This window comes from Agromyces sp. NPDC029043 (assembly GCF_055564615.1).
Genome location: NZ_JBVHVX010000001.1, coordinates 297,040 through 311,334 on the forward strand (window position 1 = coordinate 297,040; position 14,295 = coordinate 311,334).

15 protein-coding genes are annotated in these 14,295 nt (G+C 74.4%); 6 read left to right on the forward strand and 9 right to left on the reverse strand.

The window, feature by feature from the left end; translation table 11 throughout:
• Window positions 1-22: 22 nt before the first annotated feature.
• From ACZ4TW_RS01410 to hemE, 8 genes are all read right to left on the reverse strand, one after another.
• Complete coding sequence (locus tag ACZ4TW_RS01410; protein WP_465539428.1) at window positions 23-532, reverse strand: OsmC family protein; 510 nt, start codon at window positions 530-532, stop codon at window positions 23-25.
• A 12-nt stretch (window positions 533-544) separates the two neighbouring features.
• Window positions 545-1,642: a class I SAM-dependent methyltransferase gene (locus ACZ4TW_RS01415; protein ID WP_465539430.1), complete on the reverse strand. Its 1,098-nt coding sequence runs from the start codon at window positions 1,640-1,642 to the stop codon at window positions 545-547.
• Window positions 1,643-1,667: 25 nt separating this feature from the next.
• A complete protein-coding gene (locus tag ACZ4TW_RS01420) occupies window positions 1,668-2,396 on the reverse strand; it encodes a GntR family transcriptional regulator (protein ID WP_465539432.1) in 729 nt (242 codons plus the stop codon).
• Window positions 2,377-2,673 carry a hypothetical protein gene (locus ACZ4TW_RS01425; RefSeq protein ID WP_465539434.1) on the reverse strand — a complete coding sequence of 99 codons (297 nt, stop codon included), beginning with the start codon at window positions 2,671-2,673 and terminating at the stop codon, window positions 2,377-2,379. The genes ACZ4TW_RS01420 and ACZ4TW_RS01425 overlap by 20 nt, the downstream gene beginning before the upstream one ends.
• The gene (locus ACZ4TW_RS01430) at window positions 2,657-3,064 is read right to left on the reverse strand and encodes a phage holin family protein (RefSeq protein ID WP_465539436.1); all 408 of its coding nucleotides are present in this window, start codon (window positions 3,062-3,064) and stop codon (window positions 2,657-2,659) included. Before ACZ4TW_RS01430 ends, ACZ4TW_RS01425 begins: the two co-directional genes overlap by 17 nt.
• 25 nt (window positions 3,065-3,089) lie before the next feature.
• Complete coding sequence (locus tag ACZ4TW_RS01435) at window positions 3,090-3,524, reverse strand: YtxH domain-containing protein (protein WP_465539437.1); 435 nt, start codon at window positions 3,522-3,524, stop codon at window positions 3,090-3,092.
• A 112-nt stretch (window positions 3,525-3,636) separates the two neighbouring features.
• The gene (gene hemG, locus ACZ4TW_RS01440) at window positions 3,637-5,145 is read right to left on the reverse strand and encodes a protoporphyrinogen oxidase (protein WP_465539439.1); all 1,509 of its coding nucleotides are present in this window, start codon (window positions 5,143-5,145) and stop codon (window positions 3,637-3,639) included.
• Window positions 5,142-6,293: a uroporphyrinogen decarboxylase gene (gene hemE, locus ACZ4TW_RS01445; protein ID WP_465539441.1), complete on the reverse strand. Its 1,152-nt coding sequence runs from the start codon at window positions 6,291-6,293 to the stop codon at window positions 5,142-5,144. Before hemE ends, hemG begins: the two co-directional genes overlap by 4 nt.
• Before the next feature lie 178 nt (window positions 6,294-6,471).
• Here hemE and ACZ4TW_RS01450 point away from each other — a divergent pair, with 178 nt between their 5' ends.
• From ACZ4TW_RS01450 to ACZ4TW_RS01460, 3 genes are all read left to right on the forward strand, one after another.
• Entirely contained in the window at window positions 6,472-7,185 is a 714-nt protein-coding gene (locus tag ACZ4TW_RS01450; protein WP_465539443.1) for a hypothetical protein, read from the forward strand.
• A 54-nt stretch (window positions 7,186-7,239) separates the two neighbouring features.
• Window positions 7,240-8,616: a glutamyl-tRNA reductase gene (locus ACZ4TW_RS01455; RefSeq protein ID WP_465539445.1), complete on the forward strand. Its 1,377-nt coding sequence runs from the start codon at window positions 7,240-7,242 to the stop codon at window positions 8,614-8,616.
• A 155-nt stretch (window positions 8,617-8,771) separates the two neighbouring features.
• Window positions 8,772-9,437: a GNAT family N-acetyltransferase gene (locus ACZ4TW_RS01460; protein ID WP_465539447.1), complete on the forward strand. Its 666-nt coding sequence runs from the start codon at window positions 8,772-8,774 to the stop codon at window positions 9,435-9,437.
• Window positions 9,438-9,860: 423 nt separating this feature from the next.
• Here ACZ4TW_RS01460 and ACZ4TW_RS01465 read toward each other — a convergent pair whose 3' ends face one another.
• Window positions 9,861-11,246, reverse strand: coding sequence for a glycine--tRNA ligase (locus ACZ4TW_RS01465; RefSeq protein ID WP_465539448.1), 1,386 nt, complete (start codon window positions 11,244-11,246; stop codon window positions 9,861-9,863).
• Between the two features lie 191 nt (window positions 11,247-11,437).
• Between ACZ4TW_RS01465 and ACZ4TW_RS01470 the strand changes: the two genes are divergently transcribed.
• From ACZ4TW_RS01470 to ACZ4TW_RS01480, 3 genes are all read left to right on the forward strand, one after another.
• Window positions 11,438-12,277, forward strand: coding sequence for a polysaccharide deacetylase family protein (locus tag ACZ4TW_RS01470; protein ID WP_465539450.1), 840 nt, complete (start codon window positions 11,438-11,440; stop codon window positions 12,275-12,277).
• 135 nt (window positions 12,278-12,412) lie between these two features.
• The gene (locus tag ACZ4TW_RS01475) at window positions 12,413-12,724 is read left to right on the forward strand and encodes an NUDIX domain-containing protein (RefSeq protein ID WP_465539451.1); all 312 of its coding nucleotides are present in this window, start codon (window positions 12,413-12,415) and stop codon (window positions 12,722-12,724) included.
• A 36-nt stretch (window positions 12,725-12,760) separates the two neighbouring features.
• On the forward strand, window positions 12,761-14,293 hold the full coding sequence (locus ACZ4TW_RS01480) for an alpha/beta hydrolase (RefSeq protein WP_465539452.1): 1,533 nt from the start codon (window positions 12,761-12,763) through the stop codon (window positions 14,291-14,293).
• The last annotated feature ends 2 nt before the right edge of the window (window positions 14,294-14,295 follow it).

Genomic DNA, 14,295 nt, shown 5'->3' on the forward strand with positions numbered 1-14,295 from the left:
AACGCGTCGAGCGGATGCCGCGTCAGCGCGCCGCGCGGACGACGACGAACTCGGGCGTCTCGGCGAGTGACTGCGCGACGACGCAGAACCGCTCGGTCCCCGTCGCGAGGCGGGCGAGCGCGGCATCGTCGGCGTCGGTGTCGACGATCGCGGTGACCGTGACATCCATGACGCCGACCGGCACGTCACGGCTCATGCCGAGCGTGCCGCGTGCGTCGAACACACCCTCGGCGACGAGCTCGGCCGAGCGGATGTCGAGTCCCATCGCCGTCGCGACCGACCGGAGGGTCACCCCGGCGCACGCGACGAGCGCCTGCAGGAGCAGGTCGCCCGAGCACGCGTCGGAGCCGTCGCCGCCGGTCGCGGGGTGCAGGCCCGCGCGCACCCGGCCGGCGAACCCGTCGACCGTCGCCGTGATGCCCGGGTCGGTGAAGGTCGCCCGGGCGGTCACCTGCGCGACGGCGGCGTCGGGGTGGTTGCGGTACCGGTCCTTCAGCGGCGCCTGCAGTGCTCGGAGCTCCGTGGCATCCATGGGTCCTCCTGTTCACGGCCGGAGCTGCGTGAAGCGGAACGAGGCGAAGCCCTCGATCGGCAGCACCTCGGCGCGCGAGAATCCGGCCTCGCGCGCGTACCCCTCGAGGACGGCCGGCCGCATGACCGTGCCGGTGCCGACCGACCCCGGCGTGGAGAGGCTGTCGGGCAGGCAGATGAACAGGCTGTAGCCGTACATGACGCGCTCGACGTCGTCGCCGTCGGGTGCGAACCGGTCGGCGACGGCCTCGTCCATGATCACGACCGCGCCGTCGTCGCGCACCGCGCGCCGCAGCGCCGAGAGCACCTCGACGGGATGCGGCATGTCGTGCAGCGCCTCGAACACGAACCCGGCGTCGTAGGCGCCCTCCTCCGCGAGCGCCTCCCCGCCGCCGAGGTGGAACGCGACGCGGTCGGCGAGGCCGGCCTCGTCGGCGTGCGTGCGCGCCTGTTCGATCGAGGGCGCGTCGACGTCGACGCCGTCCACGCGGGCCTCGGGATACGCGCGGGCCAGGGCGATGGTCGACCAGCCGTGCCCGCACCCGACGTCGACGATGCGAGCGCCTGGGCGGCGCAGGATCGCGTCGAGCTCGGGCACGCCGGCGAGCGCGTCGGCGAGGCGGTGCTCGAACCACGGCCGGTTCACGTCGCCCTGGGCGTCGCGCATGTCGGCGCCGAACCGCGCCCAGGGCACGCCGCCGCCCGTGCGGGCGGCGTCAAGCAGCGCCGGCACCTGCACGGCCGCACTCGCGATGATGCGGGCGATCGGCGCGAGGTAGGCGAGCGAGCGGTCGTCGGTGAGCACCTCGGCGTGCGCGGGCGGGAGCCGGTAGCGACGAGCGGATGGCGCGGCCTCCTCGTCGTCGACCTCCAGGATGCCGCTCACTGCCTGGTGCTCGAGCCACTCGCGCGTGTACCGCTCACCCGTGCCGGCGGCCTCGGCGAGCTCGGTCGAGGTGAGCGCGCCGCGCCCGGCGAGGATGCGGTACCAGTCGAGCCGGTCGCCGACGTGGACCGAGAGCGTCTCGAACGCGCCGAGCGCCGAGGCGAGGATGCGGTCGGCGAAGGCGTCGACGGCGGCGGGTTCCGTGGGGCGATCCGTGGCGGACATGGTGCCTCCTGCGGGGATGGGCCGCTCAGCCGAGGAGCAGCCTCGTGGAGTGTTCCAGGTGGTCGCGCAGGGCCTCGGGCCCCCGCGAGGGGAGCTCGTCGAGCAGCCGGCGGTGCTCCTCGACGATCGACGCGACGCTGTAGTGCGTGCGGGCGTGCAGGATGAACAGCAGCAGTTCGCTGCCGAGCGCGGTGTGCATCTCGATGATCCGAGGGCTGTCGGACGCGGCCACCAGCGCCGAGTGGAAGTCGGCGTGCAGCCGCTCGACCTGCAGCCACGCGTCGTCGGGCGCCTCGCCCGGCCGGTCGGGCCCGGAGCCGAGCGACTCCATCGCCCCGACCGCGGCACGTGCCGGCGCCAGCACGGCGTCGGGCAGCGTGCCGCCGAAGCGCTCGAACGCGATCCGGAGCGCCTCGACCTCGAGCGCCGCGCGGAGCTGCTGGAGCGCGAGGATCTGCCGGTCGTCGAAGCTCGTCACGCGGACGCCGCGGTACGGCTCGGCGACGGCGAGGCGCTCGGCCACGAGCCGCTGGAATGCCGCCCGGACGGTGTGCCGCGAGACGCCGAGGCGGGCCGACCAGAGCTCCTCGCGCAGCGGGGCGTCGGGACCGAGGGCGCCGCTCAGGATCTCGTCGCGCAACTGCGCCGTGACGCGCTCGACCGCGGTGGTCGCGGCGGTCGAGCTACCGTCCCGTGCCGCGGCGTCCCGCGCCGCGGCATCCGTCACGGGCTCGTCACCGATCGAGGTTCGCACGCACCACGAGCCAGACGCCCACGCCGACCGCGACGGCCAGGCCGGCGGCCACGCCCATCGCCGTACCGGGCTGCTCGTCGGAGAAGCGCTGCACGCGCACCTTGGCGCGGGCGGTCGCCCGGGCCACCCGCTTGGGCAGGTTCAGCTTCTCCTCGAGCGCGCTGAGCGTGCCTGCGAGCTGATCGCGTGCCGCCCTGGCGTTGTCGTGCGCCTGGAGTCGGGTGAGGTTGCGCTGCTGCTTCTTGTCCAACGTCACGACGTCAGTCCCGGCCGCCATACGCGCCCCTTCCCGTGATCGCGTCGATGTCCTGTCGCACGCTCTCGATCGATTCGAGCGGCTCGCTGCCGCGGCGGAAGTTGGCGACTGCCGCGGCGACCAGGATCGCGATGATGAGCAGCAGGACGCCGGACACGATCAGCGCCGCCGCCCAGCCGGGCATGACCAGCGAGAGCGCGAGGATGCCGGTCGCGATGAGCGTGCCGAGCAGGAAGATGCCGACGAACGCGGCGGCCGCGGCGAGGCCCGCGCCGATGCCGAAGTGCTTCGCCTTGTAGCTCAGCTCGGCCTTGACCTGGTCGATCTCGGCACGCACGAGCGCGGAGATCTGGTCGGGCAGTTCGCCGACGATGGTGAAGATCGACCGTTCGTCGTTCAGTGGTGCAGCCATCGGGAGTCCACCTCCGGAGGTCGAATCAGGACGAGGACGGGCTCGCCGAGGAGCCGGTCGACGCGGTGCCGGTGCCCGACCCCGTGCCCGGCGATGCGGCCTTCGACGTCGACTTGGACGCCGATGCGCCGGATGTCGCGGGCTTCGGCGTCGCCGTGGCGGGCTTCGCCGCCGAGCCGGACGGCGTCGAGGTCGACGAACCCGAGCGGGCGGTCGACGAGGTCTGCGACTGCGTCACCTGCGCGACGAGCTTCTTCGCGCCGTCGAGGACGGTGTCGCCCACGTCGCCGGCGCGGCTCATCGCGAAGTCCTTGACCGTCTGCACGCCCTCCTGGACCTTCGGCTGGTTCCAGACGTCCTGTGCGGCCTTGCGGATCTGCTCGTAGCGTTCGCGGCCCGCGCGCGCGCCGAGCACGTATCCGACGCCGAGACCGACGACGAAGAGGATCTTGCCCTTCATGTGCACCCCATCCCCCGCTGCGATCGAAGTCAGCAGTGACTCCAGAGTAGACCCCGGGGTCGCCCGCGCAAGGGGGTTGCGGCCCGTTCGGCCCGATCGTATTCCGCTCCGGCTATGCGTCGTCGGCGATGCGCAGGGCGAGGTGCCGGATGCGGCCGGCCGCGTCGATCGCGTGCGGGACCACGGAGGCGAGCCCGGTTCCGGCCACCCAGGAGCCCGCGAGGGCGAGCCCGGTGTGGTCCTCGAGGGCCGCCTCGAGCGCGCGGACGCGCGCGAGCTGGCCCACGGCGGCCTGCGAGAGCGCGTCGCGCCACGCGCTGCGGCCGGACGCCCGCACGCGGGAGGCGTCGAGCTCCACGCCGAGCAGCGCGGCGGCGTCGCGCACCGCGAGCTCGGCGACGGCGGCGTCGTCGAGGCCGGCTAGCGGGTTGGCGGCACCCGCCCGGCCATAGGAGAGCCGCACGACGTGCCGGCCGCCGGCCGCCTCCGCGAGCCAGGCCCACTTCGCCGAGGAGTGGGTCAGCGCCTTGGCCGCGACCCCGGGCGTGCCGGCGGCGACGAGCACGCCCGTGCCGCGCGGCGCGGCGTCGAGCTCGGGCGCGTGGAGCACGAGCGTCACGAGCTCGACGGATGCCGCGTCGGGCCAGTCCTCGGCGAGGCCGGCGTCGGGCACGAGCCCCGCCAACAGCCCGCGCGAGACGTGCGCGGGCGTCGCGAGGATCGCGAACCGCGCGTCGACCTCGACCTGCTCGGCGATGGCGCGCCACGACGAGGCGACGGCACCGGCGTCGGAGGGCCGGGTGGGGCGCCGCTCGAGCGCGCTGACCCGCGTGCCGGTGCGCACCTCGGCGCCGAACCGCTCGAGCTCGGCGACGAGCGCGTCGACGAGCGTGTGCATGCCGCCGCGGAGCCCGAGGACCGCGCTGCCCGCGCGGCGCGCCGCGACGAGCTGGCCGACGCCGCCCGAGAGCGAGCCGGCCCGGGTCATCGCCTCGTTCAGGCCGGGCGCGACGACGTCGACGTCGAGGTCGTCGGGGTCGGTCGAGTAGACCCCCGCGGAGATGGGCGTCACGAGCCGGTCGAGCACCGCCGCGCCCATGCGCTGGCGCACGAGCGGTCCGAGCCGCTCGGCCCGGCCGATCTTGAGGATGGGCGTGATGCGGTCGAGCCATGCGCGCCACGCGCCGCCCCAGCCGATGATGGCGCGCACGTCGTCGCCGAGCGGGTTGGCCGGGATGCCGAGCACGCCGGTCTTCGGCAGGGGCGCGGCGCGCCGCGCGCCGCGGTCGCCCCAGGCCAGCCACGCCCCGGCGCGGTTCGGCGGCACGATCCGGTCCTCGAGGCCGAGTCGCCCGAGCAGTTCGGCCACCGAGCCGTTGCGGGTCGCGAACGACTCGGCACCGCTGTCGAGCGCGAGCCCGTCGAGGTCGATGCGGCCGACGCATCCGCCCGGCCGCTCGGCCTGCTCGAGCACGACCACGCCCAGCCCGAGCCGCGCGCACTCGAGCCCTGCGACGAGGCCCGCGACGCCGCCGCCGACGACGACCACGTCGGTCGCGCGGCGCTCGGCGCCGGGTGCCGGTCCGGGATCGGCGGAGTCGTCGGGCCCCGAGGAGGTCATCGCCCGGCCTCGTGCACCAGCTCGACCACGCGCGTGAGCACCTCGGGGTCGGTCTCGGGCGGCACGCCGTGGCCGAGGTTGAAGACGTGAGCGGGCGCCGCGCGACCGCGCTCGATCACGTCGCGCACCGCCTTCTCGAGCACGGGCCACGGCGCCGCGAGGAGCGCCGGGTCGAGGTTGCCCTGCAGCGGCACGCCCGTGCCGATGCGCCCCGCCGCGACGTCGAGCGGCACGCGGTAGTCCACGCCCACGACGTCGACGCCCACGCGCTTCATCGCGCCGAGGAGCTCGCCCGTGCCGACGCCGAAGTGCACGACGGGGACCGCGAGGGTGCCGGCCGTGCCGGAGGCATCCGCCGCCGCGTAGGTCAGGTCGTGCACGTGGGCCAGCGCCGCGGCCGACGCCGGGGCGACGTGCGCCTCGTAGTCTGCGAGCGAGAGCGCACCCGCCCAGGAGTCGAACAGCTGCGCCGCCGACGCGCCCGCGAGCACCTGGGTGCGGAGGAACCGGCCGGTGAGCTCGGCGGTCCATTCCATGAGCGCGCGCCACGCGCCCGGATCGGCGTGCATGAGCGTGCGGGCCGCGAGGTGGTCCTTCGACGGGCCGCCCTCGGCGAGGTACGCGGCGAGCGTGAACGGCGCGCCGGCGAAGCCGATGAGGGGCGTCGAGGTTCGCGCTCCCGGCGAGGTGAGCGTCGCCAGCTCGGCGACGGTGCGCTGCACGGCCTCGGTGATGGGCCCGGCGGCCTCGTCGAGGCGTGCGGGATCGATCGCGGTGAGCTCGGCGACCGCCGCGGCATCGCCATAGGCCCGGCCGAACACCGGCCCGCGGCCGGGCTGGATCTCGACGTCGACGCCGACGAGCTTCAGGGGCACCACGATGTCGCTGAAGAAGATGCCCGCGTCGACGCCGTGGCGCCGCACTGGCTGCAGCGTGATCTCGGCCGCCATCGCGGGGTCGAGGCACGCGTCGAGCATGCGGGTGCCGACGCGCAGGTCGCGGTACTCGGGCAGCGATCGGCCCGCCTGCCGCATGAACCACACCGGGACGGTGTCGCTGCGCAGCCCGCGGTACGCGCGGACGAGGCGGGAGTCGTGGGTGAGGCCTGAGGCGAGCGGATGCTGCGGGGAGAGGATCACGCGTTTCATCCTCCCCCATCGGGGCTGGGCGCGCGCTGGGGTGCCCGAGCTCACGCTCGGCGGACTGGGGTCTGGCGGGAGCGCTCTCACGGCGCTATGGTCGGACCCGTCGTGCGCTCCCGATGCACGACGACGCGTCGACGGACCCCGATGTCGGCGCGCCTCCGCCACCCACGGAGATCGCATCGTGCCCAGCATCGCCTCACGGAACCGCACCGCCCTCATCTCGCTGGTCGCGGTCGCGGCCGCCCTCCTCGTCGCCGGGCTCGTGCTCGGCGAGCAGTACGTCGAGCGACTGATCCCGCGCCTTCCCGAGGTCTCCGCGGGTCCCGTCGCCGCGGGCGTCGCCGCGGCGACCGCGCTCGTGCTGCTCGTCGCGATGCTGCGGCGCGCCGCCGCCGCGGCGCGCGCGAACGCACGCCGGCGCGCCCTCGGCTCGGTGCACGGGGGCGACGTGAGCTGCGGCATCCGCAACCGCGATCTCGTCGCGCGCCTCGACGAGCTGGCCTCGCCCGGCAGCCGCCGGATCGCGCTGCCCGGCCGCTTCTCGATCGTCGCCGACGACGCCGGCATCTCGTTCTGGGGCGGGGGGCACCGGCCGAAGCGCGTCGCTGCCTTCCCGTGGCGGGAGGTGCGGAACATCCGCTCCGACCGCACCGTCATCGGCAGCGCGAGCGTTCCCGTCGCGGTCGTGCGCATCCGCCGCGGAGGCACGAGCATGGAGCTCCCGGTGATGCTGAGCGATCCCCGCCTGGGCCGGTACGCGCTCACCGACGCGCCGTTCTTCGCGACGGTGCGCGCGTGGAAGGCGCGGCACCGCGCGGCGCTCGCGGCCGAGGGGCTCGAGCTGCCGCCGCTGACCGGCGCGATCCCGGTCGCAGGCCGCGGCGCGGCCGCCTGACCCGACGTGACGGTGCTGGTCGGAGCACCTTTCGACCACCGGTAGAATCGTCGGGTGCTCATCTGTCTCACCGCGAGCCACAAGAACGCCGGCTTCGACATGCTCGAACGCCTCTCGGCGTCGGCCGAGCATGCCGCCCCGCGCCTCCTCGACGGCCACCCGGCCGTCCAGGGCGCCGTCGTCGTCGCCACGTGCAACCGGTTCGAGGCCTACCTCGACCTCGACACGCCCGAGGGCGACTCCCCGGTCGACGCGGTGCACGATGCGGTCCGCGCCGTGGGCGACGTGGCCGGGCTCGAGGCCGACGAGCTGCGCAGCACCTTCGGGTTCGTGCACGGCAACGCGGTCGCCGGGCACCTCTTCGCGGTGGCCTCCGGGCTCGAGTCGGTCGTCGTCGGCGAGGGCGAGATCGCCGGCCAGGTGCGCCGCTCGCTCGAGCGCGCGCGCCACGAGGGCACCACGACCCCCGAGCTCGAGCGGCTGTTCCAGCGCGCCTCGCAGACCTCCCGCCGCGTGAAGAACCGCACCGGCATCGGCAGCGAGGGCCGTTCGCTCGTGCGCCTCGCGCTCGACCTCGCCGAGAGCCGCATCACCGACTGGTCCGCCGTGCGCGTGCTGCTCGTCGGCACCGGCCGCTACGCCGGCGCGTCGCTCGCCGCGCTCCGCGACCGCGGCGTCGTCGACGTCGCCGTGCACTCGCTCTCGGGCCGGGCGGGCAGGTTCGCGGCCAATCACGGCATCGAGGCCGTGGCCTCCGGCGACTACGCGATGGCCGCGGCCGGCGCCGACCTCATCGTCGCCTGCACCACGGTCGAGCACCACGTCGTCGATCGCGCGCTGCTCGAGCTCGGGCGCACCGAGCTCGCGGTGGCCGCCGGGCCGGCGCCGGTCGCGCTGCACCCGGGGCGCGAGGGCCGCGAGAGCGCGACGGATGGCGCGGCCGCCGAGGCTCCCCGACAGCTGGTGATCGACCTCGGCCTGCCGCGCAACGTCGCTCCCGACGTGCTCGACGTGCCCGGCGTCGAGCTGCTCGACCTCGAGACCATCAAGATCCACGCGCCGCTCGAGGAGTTCGGCGCGACCGACGCGGCCCGCGAGCTCGTCGACCGCGCCGCCCGCAACTTCGGTCGCGTCGGCGAGGAGCTCGACCTGGCGCCCGCGGTCGTGGCGCTCCGCAAGCACGTGTTCGACGTGCTCGACGCCGAGATCGACCGCGCCCGCTCGCGCGGCGACGACGACCGTCGCACCGAGCAGGCGCTGCGCCACATGGCGGGCGTGCTGCTGCACACGCCCATGGTGCGCTCGCGCGAGTACGCGCGCGCCGGCGAGCAGCAGGCGTGGCTCGAGGGACTCGAGGCGATCTTCGGCATCCGCGCCGACGCCGAGGCCGCGGCATCCGCCGACGCCGACACCCACCGCGACGCCGTCTGACGCGACGCCGTTCGCGGGACTCGACACTCCCGCTGCGCCCGCCGCTCGACACTCCGGTTGGCGGAGTGCGCCCACACTTGAGGGCGCGTTCATACGAGCCATCCGGAATGACCCGGCGCGCGCTTCGGCTCCGATGCCGGGTACGCTGCCTGAGCATGCACGCCCTCCCCGACGAGGCCGCCGACGCCGGCCCGCCCGCGCTGCGCCTCCCCTTCGACATGGCCGTGCTCGACCACCGGCCGCTGCGCACCGAGCGCATGGTGCTGCGTCCGCTCGCGGCATCCGACGCCGACGACGTCTGGGAGTACCAGCGCCTGCCCGAGGTGCTGCGCTACATCCCGTGGCCCGAGCGCAGCCGCAGCGAGGCGGCGGAGCATACGCGGCTGCGCGCGGAGATGCGGCGGCTCCAGGCCGACGGCGACGCGGTGTTCCTCGCGATGGTGCTGACGGGCGAGCCGTCGCTGCAGGAGGTCGCGGCCGGGCGTGCGCGGCCCGACCGCGTGGTGGGCGACCTCATGGTGCGGCTCGGCAGCCTGCAGCACGCCCAGCTCGAGGTGGGCTGGGTGGTCCATCCCGACTTCCAGCGGCGCGGACTCGCCGTCGAGGCAGCATCCGCCCTGCTCGACCTCGCGTTCGGGCGCTTCGCCGCGCACCGCGTGTACGCCCACCTCGACGCGCGGAACGCGGCATCCGCCGGGCTCTGCGAACGCCTCGGCATGCGGCGCGAGGCGACCCTCCTGGAGGAGGAGTACGACGACGGATGGCAGGACACGGCCGCCTACGCCATGCTCCGCCGCGAGTGGCGGCGCCTGCGCGCCTGACGCCGCGCCTGCGCGCCCGGCCCTGCCCGTCCTCGCGAATCCCGGGTTTCTGCGGGTCGACCCGCACGAACGCGTGACTCGCGACGGAACGAGGGTGCCGCGGATGCCCGGTCACGCCCCGCCCCCTACCCGCCCCGCCCCGCCCTCGCGAATCCCGGGTTTCTGCGGGTCCACCCGCACGAATGCGTGACTCGCGGATGTGGCGCCGGTTGCCGCGCCTACCCGCTCCCTACGCGCCTCCGCGAATCCCGGGTTTCTGCGGGTCCACCCGCACGAACGCGTGACTCGCGAACGGGGCGCGGGTTGCGCGCGTGCGCGAATCCCGGGTTTCGGTGGGTTCACCCGCAGGAACACGGGATTGGCGACGGGTTGGCCCGTGGGGAGCGCGAGCGTGGCGCGTGCGCGCGGCGCGCGCGCCGCGGGTCAGGCGCCGACGAGGCGCCCCGCGAGGACGCCCTCGAGCGCGGCGAGCGGCACGCGCTCCTGCTGCATGGTGTCGCGGTCGCGCACCGTGACGGCGTCGTCGTCGAGCGAGTCGAAGTCGACCGTGACGCAGAACGGCGTGCCGATCTCGTCCTGGCGGCGGTAGCGGCGGCCGATCGCGCCGGCGTCGTCGAACTCGACGTTCCAGTGCTTGCGGAGGTTCGTCGCGACCTCGCGTGCGAGCGGTGAGAGGCGCTCGTTGCGGGACAGCGGCAGCACGGCCGCCTTCACGGGCGCGAGGCGCGGGTCGAGCTTGAGCACCGTGCGCGTGTCGGTGCCGCCCTTCGCGTTGGGCACCTCCTCGACGTGGTACGCGTCGACGAGGAACGCCATGAGCGAGCGCGTGAGGCCGGCCGCGGGCTCGATCACGTACGGCGTCCAGCGCTCGTTGCGCGACTGGTCGAAGAACGAGAGGTCCTTGCCGGAGTGCTTCGCGTGGGTCGAGAGGTCGAAGTCGGTGCGGTTCGCGACGCCCTCGAGCTCGCCCCACTCGCCGCCGGCGAAGCCGAACCGGTACTCGATGTCGACCGTGCGCTTGGAGTAGTGGCTGAGCTTGTCCTTCGGGTGCTCGAACAGGCGCAGGTTCTCGGGGTCGATGCCCAGGTCGACGTACCACTGGAAGCGCGCGTCGATCCAGTACTGGTGCCACTCCTCATCGGTGCCGGGCTCGACGAAGTACTCCATCTCCATCTGCTCGAACTCGCGCGTGCGGAAAATGAAGTTGCCGGGCGTGATCTCGTTGCGGAACGACTTGCCGATCTGGCCGATGCCGAACGGCGGCTTCATGCGCGCCGCCTGCAGCACGTTGGCGAAGTTCACGAAGATGCCCTGCGCGGTCTCGGGGCGCAGGTAGTGCAGGCCCGAGTCGTCGTCGACGACACCGAGGAACGTCTTGAGGAGGCCCGAGAAGGCGCGCGGCTCGGTCCACTGGCCGCGCGTGCCGCAGTTCGGGCACACGATGTCGCCGAGCCCGTTCTCGGGCGCACGGCCCTTCTTCTCCTCGTACGCCTCGATCAGGTGGTCCTCGCGGAAGCGCTTGTGGCAGTGCAGGCACTCGATGAGCGGGTCGGTGAACACCTCGACATGGCCGGATGCCTCCCACACCTGCTTCGGCAGGATGACGCTGGAGTCGAGGCCGACGACGTCGTCGCGGCCCTGCACCATGGTGCGCCACCACTGGCGCTTGATGTTCTCCTTCAGCTCGACGCCGAGGGGGCCGTAGTCCCACGCCGACCGGGATCCGCCGTAGATCTCACCCGCCTGGAAGACGAAGCCCCGGTGCTGGGCGAGGGTCGTGACGGATTCGAGACGGCTGGGTGCGGCCACGGTGGCTCCAATGGTCCTGGTGGAGGAGGTTGGACGGAATTCGCCCGAAGTCCCGTCCATCCTACGAAATGCGCGCGGCGCCGGATGCCGCGTGGTTCGCGCCTCGCGCGCGCCGCGCCCGGCCGCGGGCCCGGGTCGGGTGTAGAACGACCGGAGAGGCGCCGGGTCGCCCGGCGCCGGTGGGGAGCAGCATGGGCGACATCGCGCGGCGTACCCTGCTCGGCGCGCTGGGCGTCGGCGCCGTGTTCGCCCTCGCGAAATGCGCCGCCGACCAGCAGACCGGGGAGCCGGCGTCGCCGTCGCCCGCGGCGACTGAGCAGCCCGCCGCTCCCGCCGAGCTCCAGCCCGAGCCCGCACCTGAGCCGGCGCCCGAACCCGCGGCGCCGCCCGCCCCGGCCCTCCAGCGCGTCCCCGTGCCGCCGGGCACGCTCACGGCGCTCCCGCCGGAGATGGGCGACGTCATGGCGTGGACGGTCGACGACGGCACCAGTTCGGCCGTGGTCGGCGCGTACACGGCGTTCGCCGCGAGCCGCGGCATCCGCCTCACCTACTTCGTGAACGGCGTCTACTCGTCGTGGGACGACAACGCCGCGGCGATCCGGCCGCTCGTCGCGAGCGGGCAGATCCAGATCGCGAACCACACGTGGTCGCACGCCGACCTCACGACGCTCGACGACGCCGGCATCCAGGCCGAGCTCCAGCGCAACCACGACTACCTCGCCCAGGTGTACGGCGTCGACGCGCGGCCGTTCTTCCGGCCGCCGTACGGGCGCCACGACGCCCGCGTCGACGCCGCTGCGGCGGCGATCGGCTACACCGTGCCGACCCTCTGGTACGGCTCGCTCGGCGACTCGGGCCCGCTGCCCGACCAGACGATCGTCGACCTCGCGAACGAGTGGTTCGATGCCGGACGCATCGTGCTCGGCCACCTCAACCACGACCCGGTCACGCGGGTGTTCGACCGGCTGGAGGGGTTCCTGCGCGAGCGCGGGCTCGCGACGGTCACGCTCGACGACGTGTTCGTCACCTGATCGGCAGGCCGGCTTCCGCTCGCCCCGCATAGGCTGGACGGATGCCGCAGCCGCCCGACCTGCACGTCGCCGCCATCGCGCTCGTGCGCGAGCGCCGGGTGCTCATGGTCACCGCGCGACCGCGATGTGCACTACATGCCCGGCGGCAAGATCGACGCGGGCGAGACGCCCGCCGAGGCGGCCGCGCGCGAGGCCCTCGAGGAGGTCGGGGTCGAGCTCGACCCGCGGACCCTCGCCGAGGCGTTCACCGTGCGCGAGCTCGCCCACGGGCAGGCTGAGGGGCAGCACGTGCTCATGCACGTGTTCCTGGCCGAGACGGATGCCGCGCCCGCGCCCTCCGGCGAGGTCGGCGCGGTGCACTGGGTCGGCACGGCCGACGCGCACCGCTGCCCGCCGGCGGGCGTCGAGGTGCTGCGGCGGCTCGCGGCATCCGGCCTGATCGACTGACAGGATCGGTTGCATGCACCGACGGAGGGAGGCCGCGTGAGCCGCACGCGCGAGTTCCGCCGCGACGACGCGGTGACGGTGATCACCGAGTCCGGCCGCGACGACGGTCCCACGTTCGTGCTCGTGCACGGCATCGGCATGGGGCACCGGTACTGGTCCGACCTCGCCGACTCGCTCGCCCGGGTGGGGCGCGTGCTCGCGCTCGACCTGCCCGGCTTCGGCGAGGCCCCCGAGCCGCGCCACGCGTACACCATGTCGGAGTCGGGCGCGTACCTCGCCGAGCTCATCGCCGCCGAGCGCCTCGACGCGCCGGTCGTGCTCGTCGGGCACTCGATGGGCGCGCAGGTCGTCGCCGAGACGGCGACGCAGCATCCCGAGCTGATCGCCTCGCTCGTGCTGATCGCCCCGACCGTGAACCCCCGTGAGCGCTCCGGCGTGGTGCAGGCGATCCGCCTGGCCGAGGACCCGTCGCTCGCGCGCCCGAAGGTCGTGCTGCTCGGCATCCGGTCGTACCTGGCGGCCGGCCCGCGCTGGTACTTCAAGAAGCTCGGCCAGATGCTCGCGCACCGCCTGGAGCTGGTGCTGCCCGATGTCGCGGCGCCGACGCTCGTGATCCGCGGCGAGCACGACCGGCTCGCGCCGCGAGCCTGGGCCGAGGAGGTCACGCTGCTCCTGCCCCGCGGCCGCTACGCCGAGATCCCCGACCGGGGGCACGAGACCATGGTCACCGCGGGCGAGCACGTCGCCGACCTGATCGCGGCGCACGCGCGCGGCGAGGCGGTCGGCCGCGAGGTCACCCGGGTGTCGCCGCCCGAGGAGTCGTCTCGCATCGAGCGCGCGTGGTGGTGGGCCGGCGACTACGTGTACGCCGGATGGCGCCAGCTCGCGATCGTGGTCGAGGGCTGGAACCCGCCCCCGCGCTGGCGCTCGGGCGATGCGGGCCTGCCCGAGGTGGTGCTGCTGCCCGGCATCTACGAGCACTGGTCGTTCATGCGACCGCTCGGCGACGCGATCAACCGCGCGGGCTACCGGGTGCGCGTGGTGCACGGCATGGGCACGAACCGCCGGGGCATCGCCGACACCGCGCGCCGCCTCGGCCGCGCGCTCGCGAAGGTGCCCGTGCCGCCGACCGGGCGCGTCATCGTGGCGCACTCGAAGGGCGGGCTGATCGCCAAGCAGCTGCTGGTCACCGAGTCGGATGCCGCGGCGGCGGCGCCCGCGCCCGGCTCCGGGCCGTCCGGCTCGCAGGGCCTCCTCGGCCTCGTCGCGATCGCGACCCCGTTCGCGGGCTCGCGCATGGCGAGGCTGCTCATCGACCCGAGCGTCAGGGCCCTGCTGCCGAGCGACGAGACGATCGTGATGCTCGGGCGCGCGTCATCCGTCAACGCCAGCATCGTGTCGGTGTTCGGGCGCTACGACCCGCACATCCCCGACGGGAGCATGCTCGACGGGGCGACGAACATCCGGGTGCCGGTGCCCGGGCACTTCCGCATCCTCGGTGCGGCCGAGACGCACCGGGCGGTGCTCGACGGCGTCGAGCGGCTGCTCGACCCGGCGCGCACGCCCTGACG

Excerpts from the sequence above, each read along its gene's own strand:
- ACZ4TW_RS01410 (WP_465539428.1), bottom strand. The coding sequence starts at position 532 with ATGGATGCCACGGAGCTCCGAGCACTGCAGGCGCCGCTGAAGGACCGG.
- ACZ4TW_RS01475 (WP_465539451.1), top strand. The coding sequence starts at position 12,413 with ATGCCCGGCGGCAAGATCGACGCGGGCGAGACGCCCGCCGAGGCGGCC.
- ACZ4TW_RS01430 (WP_465539436.1), bottom strand. The coding sequence starts at position 3,064 with ATGGCTGCACCACTGAACGACGAACGGTCGATCTTCACCATCGTCGGC.
- hemG (WP_465539439.1), bottom strand. The coding sequence starts at position 5,145 with ATGACCTCCTCGGGGCCCGACGACTCCGCCGATCCCGGACCGGCACCC.
- ACZ4TW_RS01415 (WP_465539430.1), bottom strand. The coding sequence starts at position 1,642 with ATGTCCGCCACGGATCGCCCCACGGAACCCGCCGCCGTCGACGCCTTC.
- ACZ4TW_RS01425 (WP_465539434.1), bottom strand. The coding sequence starts at position 2,673 with ATGGCGGCCGGGACTGACGTCGTGACGTTGGACAAGAAGCAGCAGCGC.
- ACZ4TW_RS01470 (WP_465539450.1), top strand. The coding sequence starts at position 11,438 with ATGGGCGACATCGCGCGGCGTACCCTGCTCGGCGCGCTGGGCGTCGGC.
- hemE (WP_465539441.1), bottom strand. The coding sequence starts at position 6,293 with ATGAAACGCGTGATCCTCTCCCCGCAGCATCCGCTCGCCTCAGGCCTC.
- ACZ4TW_RS01460 (WP_465539447.1), top strand. The coding sequence starts at position 8,772 with ATGCACGCCCTCCCCGACGAGGCCGCCGACGCCGGCCCGCCCGCGCTG.
- ACZ4TW_RS01435 (WP_465539437.1), bottom strand. The coding sequence starts at position 3,524 with ATGAAGGGCAAGATCCTCTTCGTCGTCGGTCTCGGCGTCGGATACGTG.